Origin of the sequence: Citrobacter sp. CFNIH10 (assembly GCF_002934585.1) — a bacterium.
Classification (GTDB): domain Bacteria; phylum Pseudomonadota; class Gammaproteobacteria; order Enterobacterales; family Enterobacteriaceae; genus Citrobacter_A; species Citrobacter_A amalonaticus.
Map to the genome: position 1 here is coordinate 1,635,242 of NZ_CP026216.1, position 22,348 is coordinate 1,657,589.

22 protein-coding genes and 1 riboswitch are annotated in these 22,348 nt (G+C 55.5%); of the genes, 9 read left to right on the plus strand and 13 right to left on the minus strand.

What is annotated here, in order from left to right:
* Nucleotides 1-3: 3 nt before the first annotated feature.
* Nucleotides 4-4,227: a DNA-directed RNA polymerase subunit beta' gene (rpoC, locus tag C2U53_RS11300; protein ID WP_042998971.1), complete on the plus strand. Its 4,224-nt coding sequence runs from the start codon at nt 4-6 to the stop codon at nt 4,225-4,227.
* 94 nt (nt 4,228-4,321) lie between these two features.
* Here the strand turns inward: rpoC and C2U53_RS11305 are convergent, their stop codons facing one another.
* From C2U53_RS11305 to C2U53_RS11350, 10 genes are all read right to left on the minus strand, one after another.
* On the minus strand, nt 4,322-4,639 hold the full coding sequence (locus C2U53_RS11305) for a PTS lactose/cellobiose transporter subunit IIA (RefSeq protein WP_042998972.1): 318 nt from the start codon (nt 4,637-4,639) through the stop codon (nt 4,322-4,324).
* 1 nt (nt 4,640) lies between these two features.
* Nucleotides 4,641-4,949 carry a PTS sugar transporter subunit IIB gene (locus C2U53_RS11310; protein WP_042998973.1) on the minus strand — a complete coding sequence of 103 codons (309 nt, stop codon included), beginning with the start codon at nt 4,947-4,949 and terminating at the stop codon, nt 4,641-4,643.
* A 181-nt stretch (nt 4,950-5,130) separates the two neighbouring features.
* The gene (locus C2U53_RS11315; protein ID WP_044256802.1) at nt 5,131-6,669 is read right to left on the minus strand and encodes a sensor domain-containing diguanylate cyclase; all 1,539 of its coding nucleotides are present in this window, start codon (nt 6,667-6,669) and stop codon (nt 5,131-5,133) included.
* A gap of 343 nt (nt 6,670-7,012) precedes the next feature.
* Nucleotides 7,013-8,146, minus strand: a complete 1,134-nt coding sequence (thiH, locus tag C2U53_RS11320) for a 2-iminoacetate synthase ThiH (protein ID WP_099433012.1) — start codon at nt 8,144-8,146, stop codon at nt 7,013-7,015.
* The gene (gene thiG / locus C2U53_RS11325) at nt 8,143-8,913 is read right to left on the minus strand and encodes a thiazole synthase (RefSeq protein ID WP_044256804.1); all 771 of its coding nucleotides are present in this window, start codon (nt 8,911-8,913) and stop codon (nt 8,143-8,145) included. The genes thiH and thiG overlap by 4 nt, the downstream gene beginning before the upstream one ends.
* Nucleotide 8,914: 1 nt before the next feature.
* Nucleotides 8,915-9,115, minus strand: a complete 201-nt coding sequence (thiS, locus tag C2U53_RS11330) for a sulfur carrier protein ThiS (RefSeq protein ID WP_042998977.1) — start codon at nt 9,113-9,115, stop codon at nt 8,915-8,917.
* Nucleotides 9,096-9,854 (minus strand): HesA/MoeB/ThiF family protein, encoded by a 759-nt coding sequence (locus tag C2U53_RS11335; protein ID WP_042998978.1) that lies wholly within the window; start codon nt 9,852-9,854, stop codon nt 9,096-9,098. Before C2U53_RS11335 ends, thiS begins: the two co-directional genes overlap by 20 nt.
* The gene (thiE, locus tag C2U53_RS11340) at nt 9,847-10,482 is read right to left on the minus strand and encodes a thiamine phosphate synthase (protein WP_042998979.1); all 636 of its coding nucleotides are present in this window, start codon (nt 10,480-10,482) and stop codon (nt 9,847-9,849) included. The genes C2U53_RS11335 and thiE overlap by 8 nt, the downstream gene beginning before the upstream one ends.
* A complete protein-coding gene (gene thiC / locus C2U53_RS11345; RefSeq protein WP_104445909.1) occupies nt 10,482-12,383 on the minus strand; it encodes a phosphomethylpyrimidine synthase ThiC in 1,902 nt (633 codons plus the stop codon). Before thiC ends, thiE begins: the two co-directional genes overlap by 1 nt.
* 85 nt (nt 12,384-12,468) lie before the next feature.
* Nucleotides 12,469-12,578, minus strand: a riboswitch (TPP riboswitch).
* A 50-nt stretch (nt 12,579-12,628) separates the two neighbouring features.
* Nucleotides 12,629-13,117 carry an Rsd/AlgQ family anti-sigma factor gene (locus C2U53_RS11350; RefSeq protein WP_042998981.1) on the minus strand — a complete coding sequence of 163 codons (489 nt, stop codon included), beginning with the start codon at nt 13,115-13,117 and terminating at the stop codon, nt 12,629-12,631.
* 97 nt (nt 13,118-13,214) lie between these two features.
* Here C2U53_RS11350 and nudC point away from each other — a divergent pair, with 97 nt between their 5' ends.
* The 6 genes from nudC to C2U53_RS11380 all read left to right on the plus strand — a co-directional run bounded on the left by nudC (nt 13,215) and on the right by C2U53_RS11380 (nt 17,574).
* The gene (gene nudC / locus C2U53_RS11355) at nt 13,215-13,988 is read left to right on the plus strand and encodes an NAD(+) diphosphatase (protein ID WP_042998982.1); all 774 of its coding nucleotides are present in this window, start codon (nt 13,215-13,217) and stop codon (nt 13,986-13,988) included.
* Nucleotides 13,989-14,029: 41 nt separating this feature from the next.
* The gene (gene hemE / locus C2U53_RS11360; protein WP_104445910.1) at nt 14,030-15,094 is read left to right on the plus strand and encodes a uroporphyrinogen decarboxylase; all 1,065 of its coding nucleotides are present in this window, start codon (nt 14,030-14,032) and stop codon (nt 15,092-15,094) included.
* Nucleotides 15,095-15,103: 9 nt separating this feature from the next.
* Nucleotides 15,104-15,775: a deoxyribonuclease V gene (gene nfi / locus C2U53_RS11365; protein ID WP_042998984.1), complete on the plus strand. Its 672-nt coding sequence runs from the start codon at nt 15,104-15,106 to the stop codon at nt 15,773-15,775.
* Nucleotides 15,776-15,816: 41 nt separating this feature from the next.
* A complete protein-coding gene (locus C2U53_RS11370; protein WP_042998985.1) occupies nt 15,817-16,407 on the plus strand; it encodes a YjaG family protein in 591 nt (196 codons plus the stop codon).
* Between the two features lie 186 nt (nt 16,408-16,593).
* A complete protein-coding gene (hupA, locus tag C2U53_RS11375; protein WP_001044509.1) occupies nt 16,594-16,866 on the plus strand; it encodes a nucleoid-associated protein HU-alpha in 273 nt (90 codons plus the stop codon).
* Between the two features lie 12 nt (nt 16,867-16,878).
* A complete protein-coding gene (locus C2U53_RS11380) occupies nt 16,879-17,574 on the plus strand; it encodes a DUF1481 domain-containing protein (RefSeq protein WP_104446883.1) in 696 nt (231 codons plus the stop codon).
* A 70-nt stretch (nt 17,575-17,644) separates the two neighbouring features.
* On the opposite strand, the gene zraP is transcribed toward C2U53_RS11380, so the two are convergent.
* Nucleotides 17,645-18,079, minus strand: a complete 435-nt coding sequence (gene zraP / locus C2U53_RS11385; protein ID WP_044326882.1) for a zinc resistance sensor/chaperone ZraP — start codon at nt 18,077-18,079, stop codon at nt 17,645-17,647.
* A 3-nt stretch (nt 18,080-18,082) separates the two neighbouring features.
* Nucleotides 18,083-18,286: a hypothetical protein gene (locus C2U53_RS29900; RefSeq protein WP_141227670.1), complete on the minus strand. Its 204-nt coding sequence runs from the start codon at nt 18,284-18,286 to the stop codon at nt 18,083-18,085.
* Between the two features lie 40 nt (nt 18,287-18,326).
* On the opposite strand from C2U53_RS29900, the gene zraS reads away from it, so the two are divergent.
* Together zraS and zraR are read left to right on the plus strand one after the other, a co-directional pair.
* Nucleotides 18,327-19,733, plus strand: a complete 1,407-nt coding sequence (gene zraS, locus C2U53_RS11390) for a two-component system sensor histidine kinase ZraS (RefSeq protein ID WP_054177378.1) — start codon at nt 18,327-18,329, stop codon at nt 19,731-19,733.
* Nucleotides 19,730-21,055, plus strand: coding sequence for a sigma-54-dependent response regulator transcription factor ZraR (gene zraR, locus C2U53_RS11395; protein ID WP_104445911.1), 1,326 nt, complete (start codon nt 19,730-19,732; stop codon nt 21,053-21,055). Before zraS ends, zraR begins: the two co-directional genes overlap by 4 nt.
* Here the strand turns inward: zraR and purD are convergent.
* On the minus strand, nt 21,052-22,341 hold the full coding sequence (gene purD, locus C2U53_RS11400; RefSeq protein ID WP_044326879.1) for a phosphoribosylamine--glycine ligase: 1,290 nt from the start codon (nt 22,339-22,341) through the stop codon (nt 21,052-21,054). The genes zraR and purD overlap by 4 nt on opposite strands.
* Nucleotides 22,342-22,348: the final 7 nt, after the last annotated feature.

A 22,348-nucleotide genomic window follows, 5' to 3' on the forward strand; every position in this document is an offset into this window, starting at 1 on the left:
TCCGTGAAAGACTTATTAAAGTTTCTGAAAGCGCAAACTAAAACCGAAGAGTTTGATGCGATCAAAATTGCTCTGGCTTCGCCAGACATGATCCGTTCATGGTCTTTCGGTGAAGTTAAGAAGCCGGAAACCATTAACTACCGTACGTTCAAACCTGAGCGTGACGGCCTTTTCTGCGCCCGTATCTTTGGGCCGGTAAAAGACTATGAGTGCCTGTGCGGTAAGTACAAGCGCCTGAAACACCGCGGTGTGATCTGTGAGAAGTGCGGCGTTGAAGTGACCCAGACTAAAGTACGCCGTGAGCGTATGGGCCACATCGAGCTGGCGTCCCCGACTGCTCACATCTGGTTCCTGAAATCTCTGCCGTCCCGTATCGGCCTGCTGCTCGATATGCCGCTGCGCGATATCGAACGCGTACTGTACTTCGAATCCTATGTGGTTATCGAAGGCGGTATGACCAATCTGGAACGCCAGCAGATCCTGACTGAAGAACAGTATCTGGATGCGCTGGAAGAGTTCGGTGACGAATTTGACGCGAAGATGGGTGCGGAAGCGATCCAGGCCTTGCTGAAGAGCATGGATCTGGAGCAAGAGTGTGAAACTCTGCGTGAAGAGCTGAACGAAACCAACTCCGAAACCAAACGTAAGAAGCTGACCAAGCGTATCAAGCTGCTGGAAGCGTTCGTTCAGTCTGGCAATAAGCCGGAGTGGATGATCCTGACCGTTCTGCCGGTTCTGCCGCCAGATCTGCGTCCGCTGGTTCCGCTGGATGGTGGTCGTTTCGCCACGTCGGATCTAAACGATCTGTATCGTCGCGTGATCAACCGTAACAACCGTCTGAAACGTCTGCTGGATCTGGCTGCGCCGGATATCATCGTACGCAACGAAAAACGTATGCTGCAGGAAGCGGTTGACGCCCTGCTGGATAACGGTCGTCGCGGTCGTGCGATCACTGGTTCTAACAAACGTCCTCTGAAATCTTTGGCCGACATGATCAAAGGTAAGCAGGGTCGTTTCCGTCAGAACCTGCTCGGTAAGCGTGTTGACTACTCCGGTCGTTCTGTTATCACCGTAGGTCCATACCTGCGTCTGCATCAGTGCGGTCTGCCGAAGAAAATGGCACTGGAGCTGTTCAAACCGTTCATCTACGGCAAGCTGGAACTGCGTGGCCTCGCCACCACCATCAAAGCCGCGAAGAAAATGGTTGAGCGTGAAGAAGCTGTCGTTTGGGATATCCTGGACGAAGTTATCCGCGAACACCCGGTACTGCTGAACCGTGCACCAACACTGCACCGTCTGGGTATCCAGGCGTTTGAACCTGTTCTTATCGAAGGTAAAGCTATCCAGCTGCACCCGCTGGTTTGTGCGGCCTATAACGCCGACTTCGATGGTGACCAGATGGCTGTTCACGTACCGCTGACGCTGGAAGCCCAGCTCGAAGCGCGTGCGCTGATGATGTCTACCAACAACATCCTGTCCCCGGCGAACGGCGAACCTATCATCGTTCCGTCTCAGGACGTTGTACTGGGTCTGTACTACATGACCCGTGACTGTGTTAACGCCAAAGGCGAAGGCATGGTGCTGACTGGCCCGAAAGAAGCTGAGCGTATTTATCGCGCTGGCCTGGCCTCTCTGCATGCGCGCGTTAAAGTGCGTATCACCGAATACGAAAAAGATGCTAACGGCGAGTTCGTTGCGAAAACCAGCCTGATTGATACGACGGTAGGTCGTGCAATCCTGTGGATGATCGTACCGAAAGGTCTGCCTTTCTCCATCGTCAACCAGGCGCTGGGCAAGAAAGCCATCTCCAAGATGCTGAACACTTGCTACCGTATTCTGGGCCTGAAACCGACCGTTATTTTTGCGGACCAGACGATGTACACCGGCTTTGCTTATGCAGCGCGTTCAGGTGCATCCGTTGGTATCGATGACATGGTCATCCCGGAGAAAAAACACGAGATCATCTCTGAAGCGGAAGCTGAAGTGGCTGAGATCCAGGAACAGTTCCAGTCTGGTCTGGTTACCGCCGGCGAACGTTACAACAAAGTGATCGATATCTGGGCTGCGGCGAACGATCGCGTTTCCAAAGCGATGATGGATAACCTGCAAACCGAAACCGTGATTAACCGTGACGGTCAGGAAGAGCAGCAGGTTTCCTTCAACAGCATCTACATGATGGCCGATTCCGGTGCGCGTGGTTCTGCTGCACAGATTCGTCAGCTGGCGGGTATGCGTGGTCTGATGGCGAAGCCGGATGGCTCCATCATCGAAACGCCGATCACCGCGAACTTCCGTGAAGGTCTGAACGTACTCCAGTACTTCATCTCCACGCACGGTGCGCGTAAAGGTCTGGCGGATACCGCACTGAAAACAGCGAACTCCGGTTACCTGACGCGTCGTCTGGTTGACGTTGCACAGGATCTGGTTGTTACCGAAGACGACTGCGGCACGCTGGAAGGTATCACCATGACCCCGGTTATCGAGGGTGGTGATGTTAAAGAGCCATTGCGCGATCGCGTTCTGGGTCGTGTAACCGCAGAAGACATTCTGAAGCCGGGTACGGCGGATATTCTGGTTCCGCGCAACACGCTGCTGCACGAACAGTGGTGTGATCTGCTGGAAGCAAACTCCGTTGACTCTGTGAAAGTTCGCTCTGTTGTATCCTGTGACACCGACTTTGGTGTATGTGCGCACTGCTATGGTCGTGACCTGGCGCGTGGCCACATCATCAACAAAGGTGAAGCTATCGGCGTTATCGCGGCACAGTCCATCGGTGAGCCGGGTACACAGCTGACGATGCGTACGTTCCACATCGGTGGTGCGGCATCTCGTGCGGCTGCTGAATCCAGCATCCAGGTGAAAAACAAAGGTAGCATCCGTCTGAGCAATGCGAAGTCGGTTGTGAACTCCAGCGGTAAACTGGTGATCACCTCCCGTAACACTGAGCTGAAACTGATCGACGAATTCGGTCGTACCAAAGAAAGCTATAAAGTGCCTTACGGCTCTGTGATGGCGAAAGGTGATGGTGAGCAGGTTGCCGGCGGTGAAACCGTAGCAAACTGGGATCCGCACACTATGCCGGTTATCACGGAAGTGAGTGGTTTTGTCCGCTTCACTGACATGATCGACGGCCAGACCATTACGCGTCAGACCGACGAGTTAACCGGTCTGTCTTCTCTGGTGGTTCTGGATTCCGCAGAACGTACTACCGGTGGTAAAGATCTGCGTCCTGCACTGAAAATCGTTGATGCTCAGGGTAACGACGTACTGATCCCGGGTACCGACATGCCTGCGCAGTACTTCCTGCCGGGTAAAGCGATTGTTCAGTTGGAAGATGGCGTACAGATCAGTTCTGGTGACACCCTGGCGCGTGTTCCGCAGGAATCCGGCGGTACCAAGGACATCACCGGTGGTCTGCCGCGCGTTGCGGACCTGTTCGAAGCACGTCGTCCGAAAGAGCCGGCAATCCTGGCTGAAATCAGCGGTATTATTTCCTTCGGTAAAGAAACCAAAGGGAAACGTCGTCTGGTTATCACCCCGGTAGACGGTAGCGATCCGTACGAAGAGATGATTCCGAAATGGCGTCAGCTCAACGTGTTCGAAGGTGAACGTGTAGAACGTGGTGACGTGGTTTCCGACGGTCCGGAAGCACCGCACGACATTCTGCGTCTGCGTGGTGTTCATGCTGTAACTCGTTACATCGTTAACGAAGTTCAGGACGTATACCGTCTGCAGGGCGTTAAGATTAACGATAAACACATCGAAGTTATCGTTCGTCAGATGCTGCGTAAAGCCACCATCGAAAGCGCTGGTAGCTCCGACTTCCTGGAAGGCGAACAGGTTGAATACTCCCGCGTCAAGATCGCTAACCGCGAACTGGAAGCGAACGGCAAAGTGGGCGCCACGTTCTCCCGCGATCTGCTGGGTATCACCAAAGCGTCTCTGGCAACCGAGTCGTTCATCTCTGCCGCATCGTTCCAGGAGACCACGCGTGTCCTGACCGAAGCAGCCGTTGCGGGTAAACGCGACGAACTGCGTGGCCTGAAAGAGAACGTTATCGTAGGTCGTCTGATCCCGGCGGGTACCGGTTATGCGTACCACCAGGATCGTATGCGTCGCCGTGCTGCGGGTGAACTTCCGGCTGCACCGCAGGTGACTGCAGAAGATGCCTCTGCCAGCCTGGCAGAACTGCTGAACGCAGGTCTGGGTGGTTCTGACAACGAGTAATCGTTGACTGCCTGACAGTAAAAAACCCGCTTCGGCGGGTTTTTTTATGGCGTTTTTGTAGGCCCGGTAAGCGTAGCGCCACCAGGCTTTTTTATCAGTTTGCCAGCGGGATTCGGCGATACAGTTCAATCATGTCACCTGCCAGATCCTGAATCACCATCGCGTTCATCAGATGGTCCTGCGAGTGGACGGTGATCAGATTCACCGGCAGCTTACCGGTTCCTTCATCGATCCCGATCAGTTGCGTCTGGATTTTATGCGCCAGTTTGACGTAATCGCGTGACTCTTCCATCGCCTGTTCGGCACCGGCAAAGTCGCCTTTGCGAGCCAGTTGCAGGGCGGTCAATGCCTGGCTTCGTGCGGCTCCGGCATTAACCAGCAGTTCCATAATGATGGTTTCTAACTCTTCCATGTTAGGGCTCCATCAGCTTCAGGGCTTTTTCCAGCACGGCATCGCCTTTCATCATGCCGTAATCCATCATGTCGATCACGGCGACTTTCTTACCGAGCGGATCGGCCAGCGCCTGCAATTTTGCCTGCTCATACTTGACCTGCGGGCCCAACAGAACGATGTCCGCCGTGGCAATATTCTCTTTAAACTCTGCGACAGGCACAGCCTTGATCGTCACTTCGATCCCTTTCTTCTGAGCGGCATCTTTCATTCGTTGTACCAGCATGCTGGTGGACATACCGGCGGCACAGCATAAAACGATATTCTTCATAGTTCGCTCTCACGGTTCCATTGATACTTCATCTTTAGTCCGACCGAGTGATGAGAACAACCGCCTTACCGCGAATGTGTGTAAAGCATCACAAAGAAATCGCACAAATAATGAAACCGGTTGCGGTTTTTCTCAAAATGAAAAAAAGCCCGTCATAACGGGCGTTGCAGAGAGGGGATGATCAGCGATTCGCGACAATAATCCGGTTTTTTCCTTCCTGTTTGGCTTTGTATAGCGCTTCATCTACACGCATGATCAGCTGTTCCTGCGCTTCCAGATTCCATTCCCCGAGTCCGGCGCTAAAGGTGACGTGCAGACCCTCTTCACGCCATGAGCGCTGCGCGACCTCAATGCGCCAGCGTTCCAGTAGGGTATGCGCGTTGTTCAATTGCTCACCCGAGAACAGCACGGCAAACTCCTCACCGCCATAGCGATAGACAGAAACGGCGGCGGGTTGCATGATCTGAATCCCTTCGCGCGCGACGTTACGCAGGACGATGTCGCCATTCAAATGTCCCCAGGTATCATTGATAAATTTAAAATTATCAATATCCACCAGTGCCAGAACGAACGGTTGGTGATCGTTCATCAGCGCGGCGATATCGCTGTCAAAAGCGCGGCGGTTTTTACAACCGGTCAGGGCATCAATGGTCGCCTGTCGAACGTAAGCCAGTTCGCGCTCCTTATTGGACTCGATAGCTTTGCTCAGCATTGCTTCAAGGCGCGGTGCGCGTTTCACATCGCCGGTCTTGATTGCGTTGATGATATTCATCAGCACCGTGCGTGAAGCGTGGCGAAGATAGAGACCAAACAGCGCAATGATGATCGCCGCAAGGGCAAATCCCCAGACCACAATGTTGGTCTCATGACGTGTCAGATCGACGAGGGTTGTATCTGAAACCCGATAAATCACAAACCAGTCCGGGTTGGTGAACGAATAGTAGTAGTACCAGTCCTGAGTGTCCGGGTCGTACAGATGTCCTTCACCGCTGGTCATCCGGCTCATGGTTTTTTTACTGACATACTGTTTAAACAGCGCGCCTGTATCCGGATGCAGTACCACTTTTCCATCACGGTCGACCACATAGAACTCGCCCTGGACGGGAGCCACCATCTGGCGCAATGCGTAACCCATTGACGTCAGATCAAGATGAAACGCAATCGTACCTTTCATTTTCCCTTCGGGAGAGATGACCGGTTTGTAGATCGTCACCGTAGGGTGGTGCGTAAAATAGTCAATGTAGGGGGCGGTATAGTTGCTAAAGGTACTGGCTTCAGCCTGATCCATAAACCAGGGACGCGATTTCACGTCGAATGTTGTGCTGCGTTCGGTATTTAGCACCTGGGGCGCGCGCAGGTAATGGCCTTCTATATCTACCAATGAGATCGAGGAGACTGAGGGCATCAGCGTCTGCAATTGCATGATGGTTTTCAGACCTTGTTCCGGGTCAAGGTTAACCGTGTCGTTCAGGTGGTCATTACGAGAAAAGTAGGTCGCCGCCCGACCAAGGATATAATCATTTTCGCGTAGCAAAGACTCGGTATAGTTCACCGCCAGGTTATGGGTGAAGTTCCGATTAATACCATGATAATCTTCAAGAAAATCATTCTTCTGCGTAAAAGTTATGAATATGGCGATCAATAAAAAGCTGAGTATGATCCCCGTAAAGCTCACCAATATTGGCGTCGTGAATGAAAGTTTTCTGTTATGACGTGCCATTACTGTACTTATCCAGAAAGTGTAAATCCCGAAGAGAAGTGCGAAGTGAAGCCAACAATGTGGCTCTGCATATCAGGAAGAATGTAGGCAATTATAATCTCGCTGATATAAGTCGAGGTGATTTATCTTAAGAAGTGTACACCCCAGTGGCCATTTTGGGCTGAAATTGGTGTTTTATCTCGCTGATTTCGGTGAAGGTAGGGCGAAACGAGGAAGAAGCTCTTCGCCCTGGACAGCGTTAAGGCTGACGGTGATACGTTAAAAAAGTGAGAGGCTAACAACAACCTCTCATTTTCTCTCTTTCGTCGCGGCTCGTAAAATGGTTACCCGTTTGCAAGACGGTTCATCGCCTTTGCGAAGCGCGCCCCAGATACGCATCCCAGTCTTTCCATACCGGCTGAAGCCCCTGCGCGGCAAGCGCATCGGCGACAGTTTCGGGACGGCGGTTGTCATGTGGCGCAAACTGTTCCAGTTCAGGATGATTGTCCGCATACCCGCCAGGCTGGGTTTTCGAGAACGCGCTGACGTTGTTAATCGCCAGCGGGATCACGTGGTCACGAAACCAGGGCGACTCCCGCGTCGACAACGACAGCTCAATTTCCGGTGCCAGCAGACGGAACGCGCAAATGGTTTGTACCAGTTGGCGCTCATCCATGATTGAGGCGGGCTCAATACCGCCAGCGCACGGACGCAGGCGCGGGAACGAAATCGAGTAGCGGCTTTGCCAGTAGTGCTGCTGAAGCCACAGCAAATGCTCTGCAACCATATAGCAGTCCACCCGCCAGTTGTCGGAAAGACCAATCAGCGCCCCGAGGCCGATTTTGTCGATACCGGCGCGCCCCAGTCGGTCCGGGGTTTCCAGCCGCCAGAAGAAATCTTGTTTTCTCCCTTTCAGATGGTGCTGCGCGTACATCGCGTCGTGATACGTTTCCTGATAGACCATCACGCCGTCGAGTCCCAGCGTTTTCAGTTCGGCATATTCCGCCTCGGCTAACGGTTGAACTTCCATCTGTAATGACGAAAACTGCTGGCGAATGGTGGGCAAGTGGCGACGGAAATAGTCCATTCCCACCTTTGCCTGATGCTCGCCGGTGACCAGCAGGAGATGTTCGAAACCCAGCTCGCGGATCGCCGCACACTCCCGGATAATGTCCGTTTCATTCAGTGTCTTGCGCTTGATGCGGTTACTCATCGAAAAACCGCAGTAGGTACAGTCGTTAGCGCACAGATTGGAGAGATACAGCGGGACGTAAAAACTCACCGTATTGCCGAAGCGCTGGCGGGTCAGCGTCTGCGCCCGCTGTGCCAGCGGTTCAAGGTATGCGCTCGCGGCAGGTGACAGCAGTGCCATCATATCGTCGCGGCTGGGGTGGGGGGCATTTAGCGCCCGCTCAACGTCAGCGGACGTTTTGCTGTTGATGCGCAGGCGGATGTCGTCCCAGTCGAGTTGCTGCCAGCGGTCGGTGAACGTTTTCATACCGGGATCTCCAGAAAACCGGTCAGTGGGCTGGTGGCCTGCGCCTGACGGCTGCGACTACCCGGTCCTGCCTGACGCGCCAGAAGGCCGGCTTCTACCGCCAGACGGAAAGCGCGGGCCATCATCACCGGATCGTCCGCCACGGCAATCGCCGTATTCACCAGCACGGCGTCCGCGCCCATTTCCAGCGCCTGCGTGGCGTGGCTGGGTACGCCGATTCCGGCATCCACCACGACCGGAACGGTGGACTGCTGGATAATAATCTCCAGCATGGCCCGGGTTTCCAGCCCCTGATTAGAGCCAATCGGCGCGCCGAGCGGCATCACTGCCGCACAGCCCACCTCTTCCAGCCGTTTACACAGCACCGGATCCGCACCGCAGTAAGGCAGCACCACAAATCCTTGTTTTACCAGTGCCTCGGCGGCTTTCAGCGTTTCAATGGGGTCCGGCAGCAACCAGCGCGCATCGGGATGAATTTCCAGCTTCAGCCAATGGGTACCGAGCGCCTCGCGCGCAAGCTGTGCGGCAAAGATTGCCTCTTCTGCCGTTTTCGCCCCGGAGGTGTTGGGCAACAGCGTGACGCCCGCGTCGATAAGAGGAGCCAGGATGGCGTCATTATGCTGGCGCAAATCCACTCGCTTCATGGCCAGCGTCACCAGTTGGCTACCGGAGGCGCGGATCGCGTCAATCATTAATGCTGGTGATGCAAACTTACCCGTGCCCGTGAACAGATGCGAATCAAATGTTTTATCTGCAATTCGTAACATTTCAACCCCCTGCGATAACCTGAAAAAGCAGGATCTGGTCGCCTTCCTGCACGATGTGCTGCTCCCACTGCTCGCGGGGCAGGATCTGTTGATTCAGCGCCAGTGCGGCGCCGGGTTTTAACTGATTCAATTGCGTCAGCAGTGTATGCACGGAGAGTCCTTCTGCACACTGCATTGGCTCATCATTGAACTGTATTCGCATGTCGCCCTCCACACACTGGGCACCCGCTGGCGCGGCGTAATGCCAGGCTGCGCCACTGGCTGGTTTTGCCGTCAAACAGGCGCAATTCGCCGCCGGGTATCTCCATACCGCTTAGGAGCTTGATTGCCTCGAGTGCCTGCAGGGTCCCCATCATCCCGACGACGGGGCCGACAACGCCTGCGGTACGGCAATTGCGTTCGGGTTCCGCGTCATCCGGCCATAAGCAGCGATAGCAGCCTTGTGACCAGGGCGGCGTCAACACCATCAACTGGCCGCCAAAACCGACCGCGCTGGCGGTGATCAGCGGGGTATCGAGCGCCACGCAGGCGGCGTTAATTTCCTGACGCGTCGCCATGTTGTCGGTGCAATCGAGCACGACATCCGCTTGCGCCACTGCATGCCTGAGCGCCTCTCCACTCAGACGCTGCGTCAGCGAGAGCAGTTCGATATCCGGATTGAGTCGTGCCAGCCGCTGCTGTGCAACCTGCGATTTAGCGCGGGCAATATCATCCGTGGTGAACAGGATCTGCCGCTGCAGGTTGCTGAGATGAACCTCATCGTCGTCAGCCAGCACCAGCGTGCCGACACCGGCTCCTGCCAGATACAGCGCGGCCGGTGAGCCTAATCCGCCCAGCCCGACGATCAGCACACGGCTGGCAAGCAGCTTTTGCTGACCGTCAATGGCGATATCGCCCAGCAGGATCTGACGGCTATAGCGCATAAAGTCACGGTCATTCATCGCCTGCTCCTGCTATCGCCAGCAATTGCGCGGTGGCCGCCCGCCAGTCTTCGGCCTGGGTAATGGCGCTGACCACCGCAATACTCCCTACACCAGTCGCCAGCACGGCGGGTGCGCGCTCCAGGCTGATACCGCCAATGGCGACGGTAGGATAATCATTCAGACGATTGATATGCCGTGCGAGTTGTTCCAGTCCTTGCGGCGCGGACGGCATCTGCTTAGTCTGCGTCGGGAAAACGTGGCCCAGCGCGATGTAGGAGGGACGTGCCGCCAGCGCTACGTCGATCTCCATATCGTCGTGTGTCGAGACGCCCAGGCGTAATCCCGCCGCCTGAATCGCCTTCAGTTCGGTGGTTTCCAGATCTTCCTGACCCAGATGCACGCCATAGGCGCGGTGTTTGATCGCCAGCCGCCAGTAATCGTTAATAAACAGACGGGCGTTGTATTTCCGCCCCAGTTTGATGGCGGCCACCACATCGGCTTCCACCTCTTCATCACGCTTATCTTTGATGCGCAACTGGAGCGTACGCACGCCCGCATCCAGTAGGCGTTCAATCCACGTTACGCTGTCGACAACCGGATAGAGGCCCAGGCGAAAAGGAACCGTTGGGAAATCGGGTTGAATCATCAGACTTCCTCCCGCTTGAGGTAGATTTCTCCGCCTTTGGCGCGGAAGTTTTCTGACATATCCGCCATCCCCACTTCGATGGTCTGCGCGGCGGCGTAGTTACGGACTTCCTGACTGATTTTCATTGAGCAGAATTTCGGGCCGCACATGGAGCAGAAGTGCGCGACTTTGCCGGATTCCTGCGGCAGGGTTTCATCGTGGTAAGCGCGGGCGGTAAACGGATCGAGCGCCAGATTAAACTGGTCTTCCCAGCGGAATTCAAAGCGCGCTTTGGACATCGCGTTATCACGGATTTGCGCCCCCGGATGCCCTTTCGCCAGATCGGCGGCATGGGCGGCAATCTTGTAGGTAATCAGCCCCTGTTTCACATCTTCTTTGTTTGGCAGGCCAAGGTGTTCTTTCGGGGTGACATAGCAGAGCATCGCGCAGCCAAACCAGCCGATCATCGCTGCGCCAATTCCCGAGGTGAAATGGTCGTAACCCGGTGCGATATCAGTGGTCAGCGGGCCTAAGGTGTAGAATGGCGCTTCATGACAGTGCTCCAGCTCTTCGGTCATGTTGCGACGGATCATCTGCATCGGCACATGGCCCGGACCTTCAATCATCACCTGCACGTCATACTCCCAGGCGATTTTGGTCAGTTCGCCCAGTGTGTGCAGTTCTGAGAACTGTGCCTCGTCGTTGGCGTCCTGAAGGGAACCCGGACGCAGGCCATCGCCGAGCGACAGCGACACGTCATAGGCAGCGCAGATTTCACAAATCTCGCGGAAGTGCTGGAAGAGGAAGTTCTCTTTGTGATGAGAGAGACACCATTTCGCCATAATGGACCCTCCGCGCGAGACAATCCCTGTCAGGCGTTTCGCGGTCATCGGCACATAGCGCAGCAGTACGCCGGCATGAATGGTGAAGTAGTCCACCCCCTGTTCGGCCTGCTCCAGCAGCGTATCGCGGAAGGCTTCCCACGTCAGATCTTCGGCGATCCCGTTGACCTTCTCCAGCGCCTGGTAGATCGGAACGGTACCGATCGGTACCGGGCTGTTGCGCAGGATCCATTCGCGGGTTTCATGGATATAGCGACCGGTGGAGAGGTCCATTACGGTGTCCGCTCCCCAGCGCGTTGACCACACCAGTTTCTCCACTTCTTCTTCGATGGAGGAGGTGACGGCAGAGTTGCCGATATTGGCGTTCACCTTCACCAGGAAATTACGCCCGATAATCATCGGTTCCGATTCCGGGTGATTGATGTTGGCGGGGATGATAGCTCGTCCAGCGGCCACTTCATCACGCACAAATTCCGGCGTGATGTTCTCCGGCAGGCGTGCGCCAAATCCTTCACCCGGATGCTGCTGGCGTAACACTTCACTGCGGATGCGTTCACGGCCCATGTTTTCACGAATGGCGATAAACTCCATTTCCGGGGTGACGATACCCTGGCGCGCGTAGTGCAGTTGCGTCACGCATTTGCCTGCTTTCGCGCGTTTTGGCGTCAGCAAACCGGTGAAACGCAGTTCATCCAGACCGTCGTCGGCCAGACGTTCTTTGGTATAGACAGAGCTGCGGTCAGTTAAGGCTTCGCTGTCGTTACGCGCATCAATCCACGGCTGGCGCAGCTTTGTCAGCCCCTGCTGGACGTTAATTGCCACATCCGGATCACCATACGGACCGGAGGTGTCGTACACCGGAATCGCTTCGTTCTCTTCAAACTGCGGTTCCGCTTTGCTGCCGCCGATGAGCGTCGGGCTAAGCTGAATTTCCCGCATCGGGACGCGAAGATCGTGTTGTGAACCGGTGATGTAGATCCGTTTTGAGTTCGGGAAGGCTGTGCCTTCCAGCGTATCGATAAAGTGTTGTGCTTGCGCGCGCTGTTCGCGGCGGGACAATTTAGGGGTAGTTGCAGACATAGCTCATTCCAAAAAAGTAAGGAGATGGCTTGTCAGACGACGGATGAGTAATAGGTGTGCGACGCCCGTTAAGGCTTACGCATAAAGCAGAATTACTCTTGTTCCCTTCGCAGGTTTTAACCTGATCAGGTTCCGCGGATCCCGAATTAACGGTCTCAGCCGGTGTTTTCACACCAGGCACTCCGACAAGATGTAACCTCTGATAAGAGGCAATAGGGGTAAACTACGCGTTCTGTGCGCCGAACTCAAGCAGGACGTTTGATAACCGCATTGTCATGCATGGCGTCAAAGACCAGCATGATCAGCTTATCTTCTAGCGCAAATCGGGCTTCCAGCGCTTCGCCGAGATCGGATAAAACTTGTTGAAACTCCAGGCAGTTATCATGATCAATCGCCGTTTCCAGGCTGGAGTCATAGTAGTCCATGATGCGTTGTGTGTTAGCTTCCAGTAGCGGCCAAATTTTTGTCGCTTTTAAAAGCTGCCCGTTACCTTCCAATTTATGCAGAATACGTTCATAAATACTGAAGTGTCCGGTGGAGAGGTAGTCGACCAGGCTCTGACAAAAATCATCCAGCGCTTTTTCATTCAGTTGCATGTACGATTCTTTGCCAGGCTTAATGCCAACCAGATTGTAGTAAGCCACGAGCAGATGCTTACGTACATGTAGCCAGCGATCAACCAGTTTGTTACTTCCTCTGACGCGCTCTGTCAGGTCTTCCAGCTGGTTTAGCATGATTGACTCCGCAAGTGTAGATTTAAAAACTGCTCACGCAGGAATTGTAAAAATAATGTTATCAACATGCCAGTGAAGCAAAGGTAGTGCAAGAGCTATGGATCGTATAATTGAAAAATTAGATCACGGCTGGTGGATCGTCAGCCATGAGCAAAAATTATGGTTGCCTCATGGCGAATTGCCACACGGCGATGCGGCAACTTTCGATCTTGTCGGGCAGCCAGCGCTGCAAATCGGAGAGTGGGAAGGCGAACCCGTCTGGCTGGTGCAACAGCATCGGCGTCACGAGATGGGATCGGTTCGTCAGGTGATCGATCAGGATGTGGGGCTGTTTCAACTGGCGGGGCGCGGGGTACAGCTGGCTGAGTTTTATCGATCGCATAAATTCTGTGGCTACTGCGGGCACCTGATGCATCCGAGTAAAACCGAGTGGGCGATGCTCTGTACCCACTGCCGTGAACGTTACTATCCGCAAATCGCCCCCTGCATTATCGTCGCCATTCGCCGTGAGGATTCGATCCTGCTTGCCCAACACGTTCGCCATCGTAACGGCGTACATACCGTACTTGCCGGATTTGTTGAGGTGGGCGAGACCCTGGAACAGGCGGTGGCGCGTGAGGTGATGGAAGAGAGCGGCATTAAAATTAAAAACCTGCGCTATATCACCTCGCAGCCGTGGCCTTTCCCGATGTCGCTGATGACTGCGTTTATGGCGGAGTATGACAGCGGCGAGATTGTCATCGACCCGAAAGAGTTGCTGGAGGCTAACTGGTATCGCTACGATGATCTACCACTCCTGCCGCCGCCTGGCACCGTCGCACGGCGTCTGATCGAAGATACCGTGGCAATGTGTCGGGCTGAGTATGAATGACATGATACACTGACGGCCTGACGCAATAAGGAACTGCAAAAATGACCGAACTGAAGAACGATCGTTATCTGCGTGCGCTGCTGCGCCAGCCCGTTGATGTCACCCCGGTATGGATGATGCGCCAGGCGGGCCGCTATTTACCGGAATATAAAGCCACCCGCGCAGAGGCGGGCGATTTTATGTCACTGTGCAAAAATGCCGAGCTGGCCTGCGAAGTGACGCTCCAGCCGCTGCGCCGTTATCCGCTTGATGCGGCGATCCTCTTCTCGGATATCCTGACCATTCCGGATGCGATGGGGCTGGGGCTCTGGTTTGAAGCCGGCGAAGGTCCGCGTTTTACTGCACCGGTCGCCTGCAAAGCCGATGTCGACAAGCTGCCGGTTCCCGATCCGGAAGATGAACTGGGCTACGTGATGAACGCGGTACGTACGATTCGTCGCGAGCTAAAAGGCGATGTGCCGCTGATTGGCTTCTCCGGCAGTCCGTGGACGCTGGCGACCTACATGGTGGAAGGTGGAAGCAGCAAAGCCTTTACCGTGATTAAAAAGATGATGTATGCCGACCCGAAAACGCTGCATGCGCTACTTGATAAGCTGGCGAAGAGCGTCACGCTGTATCTGAATGCTCAAATCAAGGCGGGCGCGCAGTCGGTGATGATTTTCGACACCTGGGGTGGCGTGCTGACCGGACGCGATTATCAGCAGTTCTCGCTGTATTACATGCACAAAATCGTTGATGGCCTGCTGCGTGAGAACGACGGTCGCCGCGTGCCGGTGACGCTGTTTACTAAAGGTGGCGGACAGTGGCTGGAAGCGATGGCGGAAACCGGCTGCGATGCGCTCGGGCTCGACTGGACCACCGATATTGCCGATGCACGTCGTCGCGTGGGACACAAGGTCGCTTTACAGGGCAACATGGATCCTTCCATGCTCTATGCGCCTGCGGCGCGGATCGAAGAAGAAGTGGTGTCTATACTTTCTGGTTTCGGCCAGGGGGAAGGCCACGTCTTTAACCTCGGTCACGGCATCCACCAGGACGTGCCGCCAGAACATGCTGGCGCCTTTGTGGAGGCGGTGCACCGGCTGTCCGCGCAATACCACCGCTAAGGAGACCATATGGACCTCGCGTCGCTACGCGCTCAACAACTTGAACTGGCCTCATCTGTAATCCGCGTGGATCAACTTGATAACGATCCGCCGGATCTGATCGGCGGGGCAGACGTGGGGTTTGAACAGGGCGGAGAGGTGACGCGGGCGGCGATGGTTTTGCTGAAATATCCCTCGCTGGAACTGGTGGAATACAAAGTGGCGCGCATCGCCACCACCATGCCTTATATCCCCGGCTTTCTCTCCTTCCGTGAATATCCCGCGTTGCTGGCAGCGTGGGAGCAACTCTCGCAAAAACCCGATTTGCTCTTTGTGGATGGTCACGGTATTTCCCATCCGCGCCGTCTCGGCGTGGCCAGCCATTTCGGACTGTTGGTGGATGTGCCGACCATTGGTGTGGCGAAAAAACGATTGTGCGGCAAGTTCGAACCACTCTCTGCTGAACCTGGCGCACTGGCGCCGCTGATGGACAAAGGTGAGCAACTGGCATGGGTCTGGCGTAGCAAAGCGCGCTGTAATCCGCTGTTTATCGCTACGGGCCATCGTGTCGGGTTGGACAGTGCCCTGGCGTGGGTGCAGCGCTGTATGAAAGGCTACCGCCTGCCGGAGCCAACCCGCTGGGCGGATGCGGTGGCATCGGAACGTCCAGCATTTATGCGATGGCAGGAAATTCAGCCCTGATTGCGGTACACTGCCGCTAATTTCTGATTCGAGAATTCATCATGTTACAAAACCCGATTCATCTGCGTCTGGAACGTCTGGAAAGCTGGCAGCACGTCACGTTTATGGCCTGCCTGTGTGAGCGCATGTACCCGAACTATGCCATGTTCTGCCAACAGACCGGGTTTGGCGACGGACAGGTGTACCGCCGTATTCTGGACCTGATCTGGGAAACGCTGACGGTCAAAGACGCGAAAGTGAATTTCGACAGCCAACTGGAGAAGTTTGAAGAAGCGATCCCGGCGGCAGACGATTATGACTTGTATGGGGTTTATCCGGCCATTGATGCCTGCGTGGCGTTAAGCGAGCTGGTTCATTCCCGTTTGAGCGGTGAGACGCTGGAACACGCCATTGAAGTCAGCAAGACGTCCATCACTACGGTTGCGATGCTGGAAATGACCCAGGCAGGTCGAGAAATGAGCGATGAAGAGCTCAAAGATAACCCGGCGGTGGAGCAAGAGTGGGATATTCAGTGGGAAATATTCCGACTTTTAGCTGACTGTGAAGAACGCGACATTGAGCTGATAAAAGGGCTTAGAGCAGACCTGCGTGAGGCTGGCGAGAGCAATATCGGTATAAATTTGCAGCAGTAAGACACGAAAACGTGATTTAACTTCTGAATTGTCGTACCTGAAGGCTTCCCTTCCGCCCCCCGTCTGGTCTACATTTGGAGGGCGAAAAAAAGTGGCTATCGGTGCGTGTATGCAGGAGAGTGCTTTTCTGGCATTTCCGTCGCACTCGATGCTTAGCAAGCGATAAACACATTGTAAGGATAACTTATGAACAAGACTCAACTGATTGATGTAATTGCAGACAAAGCAGAACTGTCCAAAACCCAGGCTAAAGCTGCTCTGGAATCCACTCTGGCTGCTATTACTGAGTCTCTGAAAGAAGGCGATGCTGTACAACTGGTTGGTTTCGGTACCTTCAAAGTGAACCACCGTGCTGAGCGCACTGGCCGCAACCCGCAGACCGGTAAAGAAATCAAAATCGCCGCAGCTAACGTACCGGCGTTTGTTTCTGGTAAAGCACTGAAAGACGCAGTTAAGTAAGACCGCGTGGCTGTGAACAGTTTTAATGAAGGGGCGGCTTCGCCCCTTTCGTCTGTCTGGCGTCGCACGTTGACGTTAGCAGGCGTGCTGTTGCTAACGGCCTGTAGCCATAACGCCTCTCTTCCGCCGTTTACCGCCAGTGGGTTTGCTGACAACCAGGGTGCGGTGCGTATCTGGCGTAAAGACGCATCAGACGGCGTCCATATGCTTTCGGTGTTCAGTCCGTGGCGTAATGGCAGTACCACAACCAGCGAGTACCGCTGGCAGGGTGATTCCCTTTCACTGATAGAACTCAATATTTATGGCGAACCGCCGGAGCATATCCGCGTGCGTTTTGACGATCGCGGCGAACTGAGCTTTATGCAGCGCGAAGTCGATGGTCATAAACAGCAGTTGTCGAACGACCAAATCGAATTGTACCGTTACCGTGCCGAGCAGATCCGCCTGACCAGCGATGCATTGCGACAGGGGCGGGTGGTCTTGCGTCAGGGACGCTGGCATGCCGCTGAACGTACGGTTACCACCTGCGAAGGCGAGACGATTAAACCGGATTTAGATGCCTGGGCGATGAGTCACATTGAGCGCCGCCAGAGCCATTCATCTGTTGACGTCAGCGTGGCATGGCTGGAGGCGCCCGAAGGGTCACAGCTTCTGCTGGTGGCGAATTCCGACTTCTGCCACTGGCAGCCAAAAGAAAAAACGTTTTGATGGGTGCCGGATGGCGGCCTACATCAGACATTCTGTAGGCCTGATAAGCGTCGCGCCATCAGGCAAAACATTACCAGTGTCCCATTCCCATGTGGCCGCCACGACCACTGCATCCGCCGTAACCCATCCCCATACCGCCAGGGACACCGGCCTGAGCCATGGCAACATCCCGTTTCACCCGTTGTTCATCCAGAGACTGTCTTAAGGATTCCATCTCTTTCGCCACCGCATTGATTTTGGCGGTATCCGGCGGATTCGTCGCTAACAGCGCGTTGTATTCATAGCGTTTGGACATCAGTTGTTGGCGTAGGGCGTTAGTCTGGTTGTAAAAGTCATTATGGATTTTTTGCGCGGCAGCCTGCTGCTCTGCGCTCAGTCCACTGCCATTTTGTTGCCACATGCCGCCGCCGTTCCCCCAGTGATGCCGTGCCAGGGCGGGGCTGGAACCCAGCACCATCAAAGAGAGGGCGATCAGCGCCAGGCCTGCTTTCGTGTTCCGTTTCATCATTTATCCTCCAGTGGGTGGTCTTATCTTCTGTATTGCATCTTCCGTGCCAGACTGATTCTTCCCGCCCGGCGCGGGTTCTGGCGATGCACAGGCCAGCAAAGCGAGTAAAAATGACTCGCCGGAAGGACGCAGTGGGTCATTTTTACCCGGCGTTGTCGGCAGTTTGTGTGGCAAGACCGGGATACGAGCCGCGAAAAGTGGCATGATTTCTGCTGAAAAGAAGGGATTGAGTCACTCAGAGCTGATGAGAATGATGCGAGAACATAAGGATACGGTAGCCCGATGGTTGAGCGGGGTGCTACCCGCCATCATCCTGATTCTGGTTGGGCTATTTGCCGTGATGGTGATCCGCGATTACGGGCGTGAAAGTGACGCAGCGCGGCAGACGCTGCTGGAAAAAGGCAGTGTGCTAATCCGTGCACTGGAGTCGGGGACGCGCGTCGGGATGGGCATGCGGATGCATCATGCTCAGCAGCAAACGCTGCTCGAAGAGATGGCGGGGCAGCCAGGCGTGCTGTGGTTTGCCGTGACCGATGCGCAGGGCAACGTTGTCATGCACAGCGATCCTGCCCTGGTCGGGAAAACGCTCTACTCGCCAGCAGAGATGCACACATTACACCCAGGAGAAGAGGCGCGCTGGCGTGCGCTTGACGCGACGGATGCGCAGGGGGAGACCGTTCCGGCGCTGGAGATCTATCGTCAGTTCCAGCCGCTGTTTTTCCCTGGACGACACGGGATGCGTGGGATGTCGCGTGGTAATGGCGCAATGCCGGGTTCTGCTCATCAGTTCATTTTTATCGCCTTTGATGCCAGTGAGTTGGCCGTGACGCAGGCGCGTGAGTGGCGTAATACGCTGATTATGCTTTTCGCGCTGACCACCGTGCTGCTGGCGACCCTCCTGACGTTTTTCTGGTACCGGCGATACCTGCGTTCTCGCCAGCTGTTGCAGGATGAGATGAACCGTAAAGAGAAGCTGGTGGCGATCGGGCATCTGGCCGCAGGCGTCGCGCATGAGATTCGAAATCCGCTCTCTTCCATCAAAGGACTGGCAAAGTACTTTGCTGAACGCGCGCCAGCGGGCGGTGAAGCGCATGAACTGGCGCAGGTGATGGCGAAAGAGGCCGATCGTTTAAACCGGGTGGTCAGTGAACTGCTGGAACTGGTGAAGCCCGCGCACTTGTCCTTGCAGTCGGTGGATCTCAATGCGGTAATTGACCACTCTCTGCAACTGGTCAGCCAGGACGCGCAGAGTCGGGCGATTGAGCTGCAATTTGTGTCAGACCCTGCGCTGCCGCCCGTTCAGGCTGACCCGGACCGGCTGACGCAGGTGTTGCTAAATCTTTATCTGAACGCGATTCATGCCATCGATCGGCAGGGGACCATCCGCGTTGAGGCAAGCACAAGCGGAGCCGATCGCGTTAAAATCACCGTTGCAGACAGCGGGAAAGGGATTGCGGCGGAACAGCTGGCCGCCATTTTCACCCCTTATTTCACGACGAAAGCGGACGGTACGGGACTGGGGCTGGCGGTGGTACAGAACATCATTGAACAGCATGGCGGGACGATCCAGGCGGATAGCCTGCCAGGTAAAGGCGCAACGTTCACCCTCTGGCTCCCGGTGACGTTAACACGTAAGGATTCACAAGGATGATTCGCGCAAAGATCGATATTCTGGTGGTGGATGACGACGTCAGCCACTGCACTATTTTACAGGCATTACTGCGAGGATGGGGCTATGACGTCGCGCTGGCCTACAGCGGGCGAGCCGCACTCGAGCAGGTGCGTGAACACGTCTTTGACCTCGTGTTGTGCGATGTACGCATGGCGGAGATGGACGGCATCGAAACGCTGAAAGAGATCAAGACGCTGAACCCGGCAATTCCGGTGCTGATCATGACGGCGTTTTCCAGCGTGGAGACGGCGGTAGAGGCGCTAAAAACCGGCGCGCAGGATTACTTAATCAAACCGTTGGATTTTGATAATCTGCAAACGACGCTGGAAAACGCGCTGGCGCATACGCGAGCATCCGCCAGCGAGCTGCCGTCAGTTTCCGCCTCGCAGTTTGGGATGGTCGGCGAAAGCCCGGCGATGCGACAACTGCTGAGTGAAATTGCGATGGTTGCGCCTTCCGATGCAACGGTATTGATTCATGGAGATTCTGGCACCGGGAAAGAGCTGGTGGCGCGTGCGCTGCATGCCTGCAGTGAGCGGAGCGACAAACCGCTGATAACGTTGAACTGCGCGGCGCTCAACGAGTCGCTACTGGAATCTGAGCTGTTCGGTCATGAAAAAGGCGCATTTACCGGTGCCGACAAGCGCCGGGAAGGGCGCTTTGTCGAAGCCGATGGCGGCACGCTGTTTCTTGATGAGATTGGTGATATCTCGCCGATGATGCAGGTGCGGTTACTGCGGGCGATTCAGGAACGCGAAGTTCAGCGTGTGGGCAGCAACCAGACGATCTCGGTCGATGTCCGCCTGATTGCCGCGACTCATCGCGATCTGGCACAAGAGGTGCAGGCCGGACGTTTTCGTCAGGATCTCTACTATCGCCTGAACGTAGTGACCATTGAAACGCCGTCGCTGCGTCAGCGGCGGGAAGATATCCCCCTGTTGGCTGACCACTTTCGCCAGCGGTTTGCTGAACGTAACCGTAAGGCGGTGAAAGGGTTTACCCCACGGGCGATGGATCTGCTGATTCACTACGACTGGCCGGGGAATATCCGTGAGCTGGAAAATGCAATTGAGCGTTCAGTGGTCCTGCTGACCGGAGAGTATATTTCTGAGCGCGAGCTGCCGCTGGCGATCGCGAGTCAGCCCCTGCCGCTCATGACGGAGCAGGCCATTCAGCCGCTGGTGGAAGTCGAAAAAGAGGTGATTCTGGCGGCGCTGGAAAAAACGGGCGGCAACAAAACGGAAGCCGCCCGTCAGCTAGGGATTACGCGAAAGACGCTGCTGGCGAAACTGTCGCGTTAGTTCTGTTCACGCTCAATGGCGCGCCAGCCGATGTCTTTACGGCAGAAACAGTCGTCCCAGTGGATATCGGTCATTAAGGCATAGGCGCGTTTTTGCGCCTCTGCCACCGTATCCCCCAGCGCAGTGACGCACAGCACGCGACCACCGCTGGTGACAACCTGCTCGTTATCGTCCAGTCGGGTGCCGGCGTGGAACACTTTGCCATCTGCCACTTCTTCCAATGGCAAACCGTGGATCACGTCGCCGGTGCGATAATCGCCAGGATAACCGCCCGCTGCCATCACCACGCCAAGCGAGGCGCGATCATCCCACTCTGATTTTTGCTCATCCAGTTTGCCTTCGCAGGCAGCAAGGCAAAGCTCAACCAGATCGGATTTCATACGCAGCATGATGGGCTGGGTTTCCGGATCGCCAAAGCGGCAGTTAAATTCGATCACCTTCGGATTGCCCTGTTTGTCGATCATCAGACCGGCATACAGGAAACCGGTATAGGTATTACCTTCTGCCGCCATGCCTTTGACGGTTGGCCAGATGATGCGTTCCATCGTGCGCTGATGGACGTCATCCGTCACCACCGGCGCCGGAGAATAGGCACCCATCCCGCCGGTGTTCAGGCCGGTATCACCATCGCCTACGCGCTTATGATCCTGACTGGTCGCCATCGGCAAGACGTGCTCGCCGTCGACCATCACGATAAAGCTGGCTTCTTCGCCGTCGAGGAACTCTTCAATCACGATGCGATGACCCGCGTCGCCAAACGCGTTACCAGCCAGCATATCATGTACGGCGGCTTCGGCTTCTTCCAGCGTCATTGCGACAATCACACCCTTACCGGCAGCCAGACCGTCAGCCTTAATGACGATCGGCGCGCCTTTCTCACGCAGATAAGCGAGAGCTGGTTCGATCTCCGTAAAGTTCTGATATTCGGCCGTCGGGATCTGGTGACGTGCAAGGAAATCTTTGGTGAACGCTTTTGAACCTTCCAGTTGTGCCGCGCCTGCGGTTGGACCGAAGATTTTCAGGCCCGCCGCACGGAAGGTATCGACCACGCCTTTCACCAGCGGCGCTTCCGGGCCGACGATCGTCAGGTCAATCTTTTCACTCTGGGCAAAGTTCAGCAGTGCCGGAATATCGGTTGCGCCGATCGCGACGTTTTGCAGCGTCGGTTCCAGCGCGGTGCCGGCGTTACCCGGTGCAACAAATACGGTTGCCACTGTTGGTGACTGAGCGGCTTTCCACGCCAGAGCGTGCTCGCGCCCGCCGTTTCCGATAACTAATACTTTCATGTCTCGC

Excerpts from the sequence above, each read along its gene's own strand:
- C2U53_RS11305 (WP_042998972.1), bottom strand. The coding sequence starts at position 4,639 with ATGGAAGAGTTAGAAACCATCATTATGGAACTGCTGGTTAATGCCGGA.
- C2U53_RS11310 (WP_042998973.1), bottom strand. The coding sequence starts at position 4,949 with ATGAAGAATATCGTTTTATGCTGTGCCGCCGGTATGTCCACCAGCATG.
- C2U53_RS11315 (WP_044256802.1), bottom strand. The coding sequence starts at position 6,669 with ATGGCACGTCATAACAGAAAACTTTCATTCACGACGCCAATATTGGTG.
- thiH (WP_099433012.1), bottom strand. The coding sequence starts at position 8,146 with ATGAAAACGTTCACCGACCGCTGGCAGCAACTCGACTGGGACGACATC.
- thiG (WP_044256804.1), bottom strand. The coding sequence starts at position 8,913 with ATGTTACGAATTGCAGATAAAACATTTGATTCGCATCTGTTCACGGGC.
- thiS (WP_042998977.1), bottom strand. The coding sequence starts at position 9,115 with ATGCGAATACAGTTCAATGATGAGCCAATGCAGTGTGCAGAAGGACTC.
- C2U53_RS11335 (WP_042998978.1), bottom strand. The coding sequence starts at position 9,854 with ATGAATGACCGTGACTTTATGCGCTATAGCCGTCAGATCCTGCTGGGC.
- thiE (WP_042998979.1), bottom strand. The coding sequence starts at position 10,482 with ATGATTCAACCCGATTTCCCAACGGTTCCTTTTCGCCTGGGCCTCTAT.
- thiC (WP_104445909.1), bottom strand. The coding sequence starts at position 12,383 with ATGTCTGCAACTACCCCTAAATTGTCCCGCCGCGAACAGCGCGCGCAA.
- C2U53_RS11350 (WP_042998981.1), bottom strand. The coding sequence starts at position 13,117 with ATGCTAAACCAGCTGGAAGACCTGACAGAGCGCGTCAGAGGAAGTAAC.
- nudC (WP_042998982.1), top strand. The coding sequence starts at position 13,215 with ATGGATCGTATAATTGAAAAATTAGATCACGGCTGGTGGATCGTCAGC.
- hemE (WP_104445910.1), top strand. The coding sequence starts at position 14,030 with ATGACCGAACTGAAGAACGATCGTTATCTGCGTGCGCTGCTGCGCCAG.
- nfi (WP_042998984.1), top strand. The coding sequence starts at position 15,104 with ATGGACCTCGCGTCGCTACGCGCTCAACAACTTGAACTGGCCTCATCT.
- C2U53_RS11370 (WP_042998985.1), top strand. The coding sequence starts at position 15,817 with ATGTTACAAAACCCGATTCATCTGCGTCTGGAACGTCTGGAAAGCTGG.
- hupA (WP_001044509.1), top strand. The coding sequence starts at position 16,594 with ATGAACAAGACTCAACTGATTGATGTAATTGCAGACAAAGCAGAACTG.
- zraP (WP_044326882.1), bottom strand. The coding sequence starts at position 18,079 with ATGAAACGGAACACGAAAGCAGGCCTGGCGCTGATCGCCCTCTCTTTG.
- C2U53_RS29900 (WP_141227670.1), bottom strand. The coding sequence starts at position 18,286 with ATGCCACTTTTCGCGGCTCGTATCCCGGTCTTGCCACACAAACTGCCG.
- zraS (WP_054177378.1), top strand. The coding sequence starts at position 18,327 with ATGAGAATGATGCGAGAACATAAGGATACGGTAGCCCGATGGTTGAGC.
- zraR (WP_104445911.1), top strand. The coding sequence starts at position 19,730 with ATGATTCGCGCAAAGATCGATATTCTGGTGGTGGATGACGACGTCAGC.
- purD (WP_044326879.1), bottom strand. The coding sequence starts at position 22,341 with ATGAAAGTATTAGTTATCGGAAACGGCGGGCGCGAGCACGCTCTGGCG.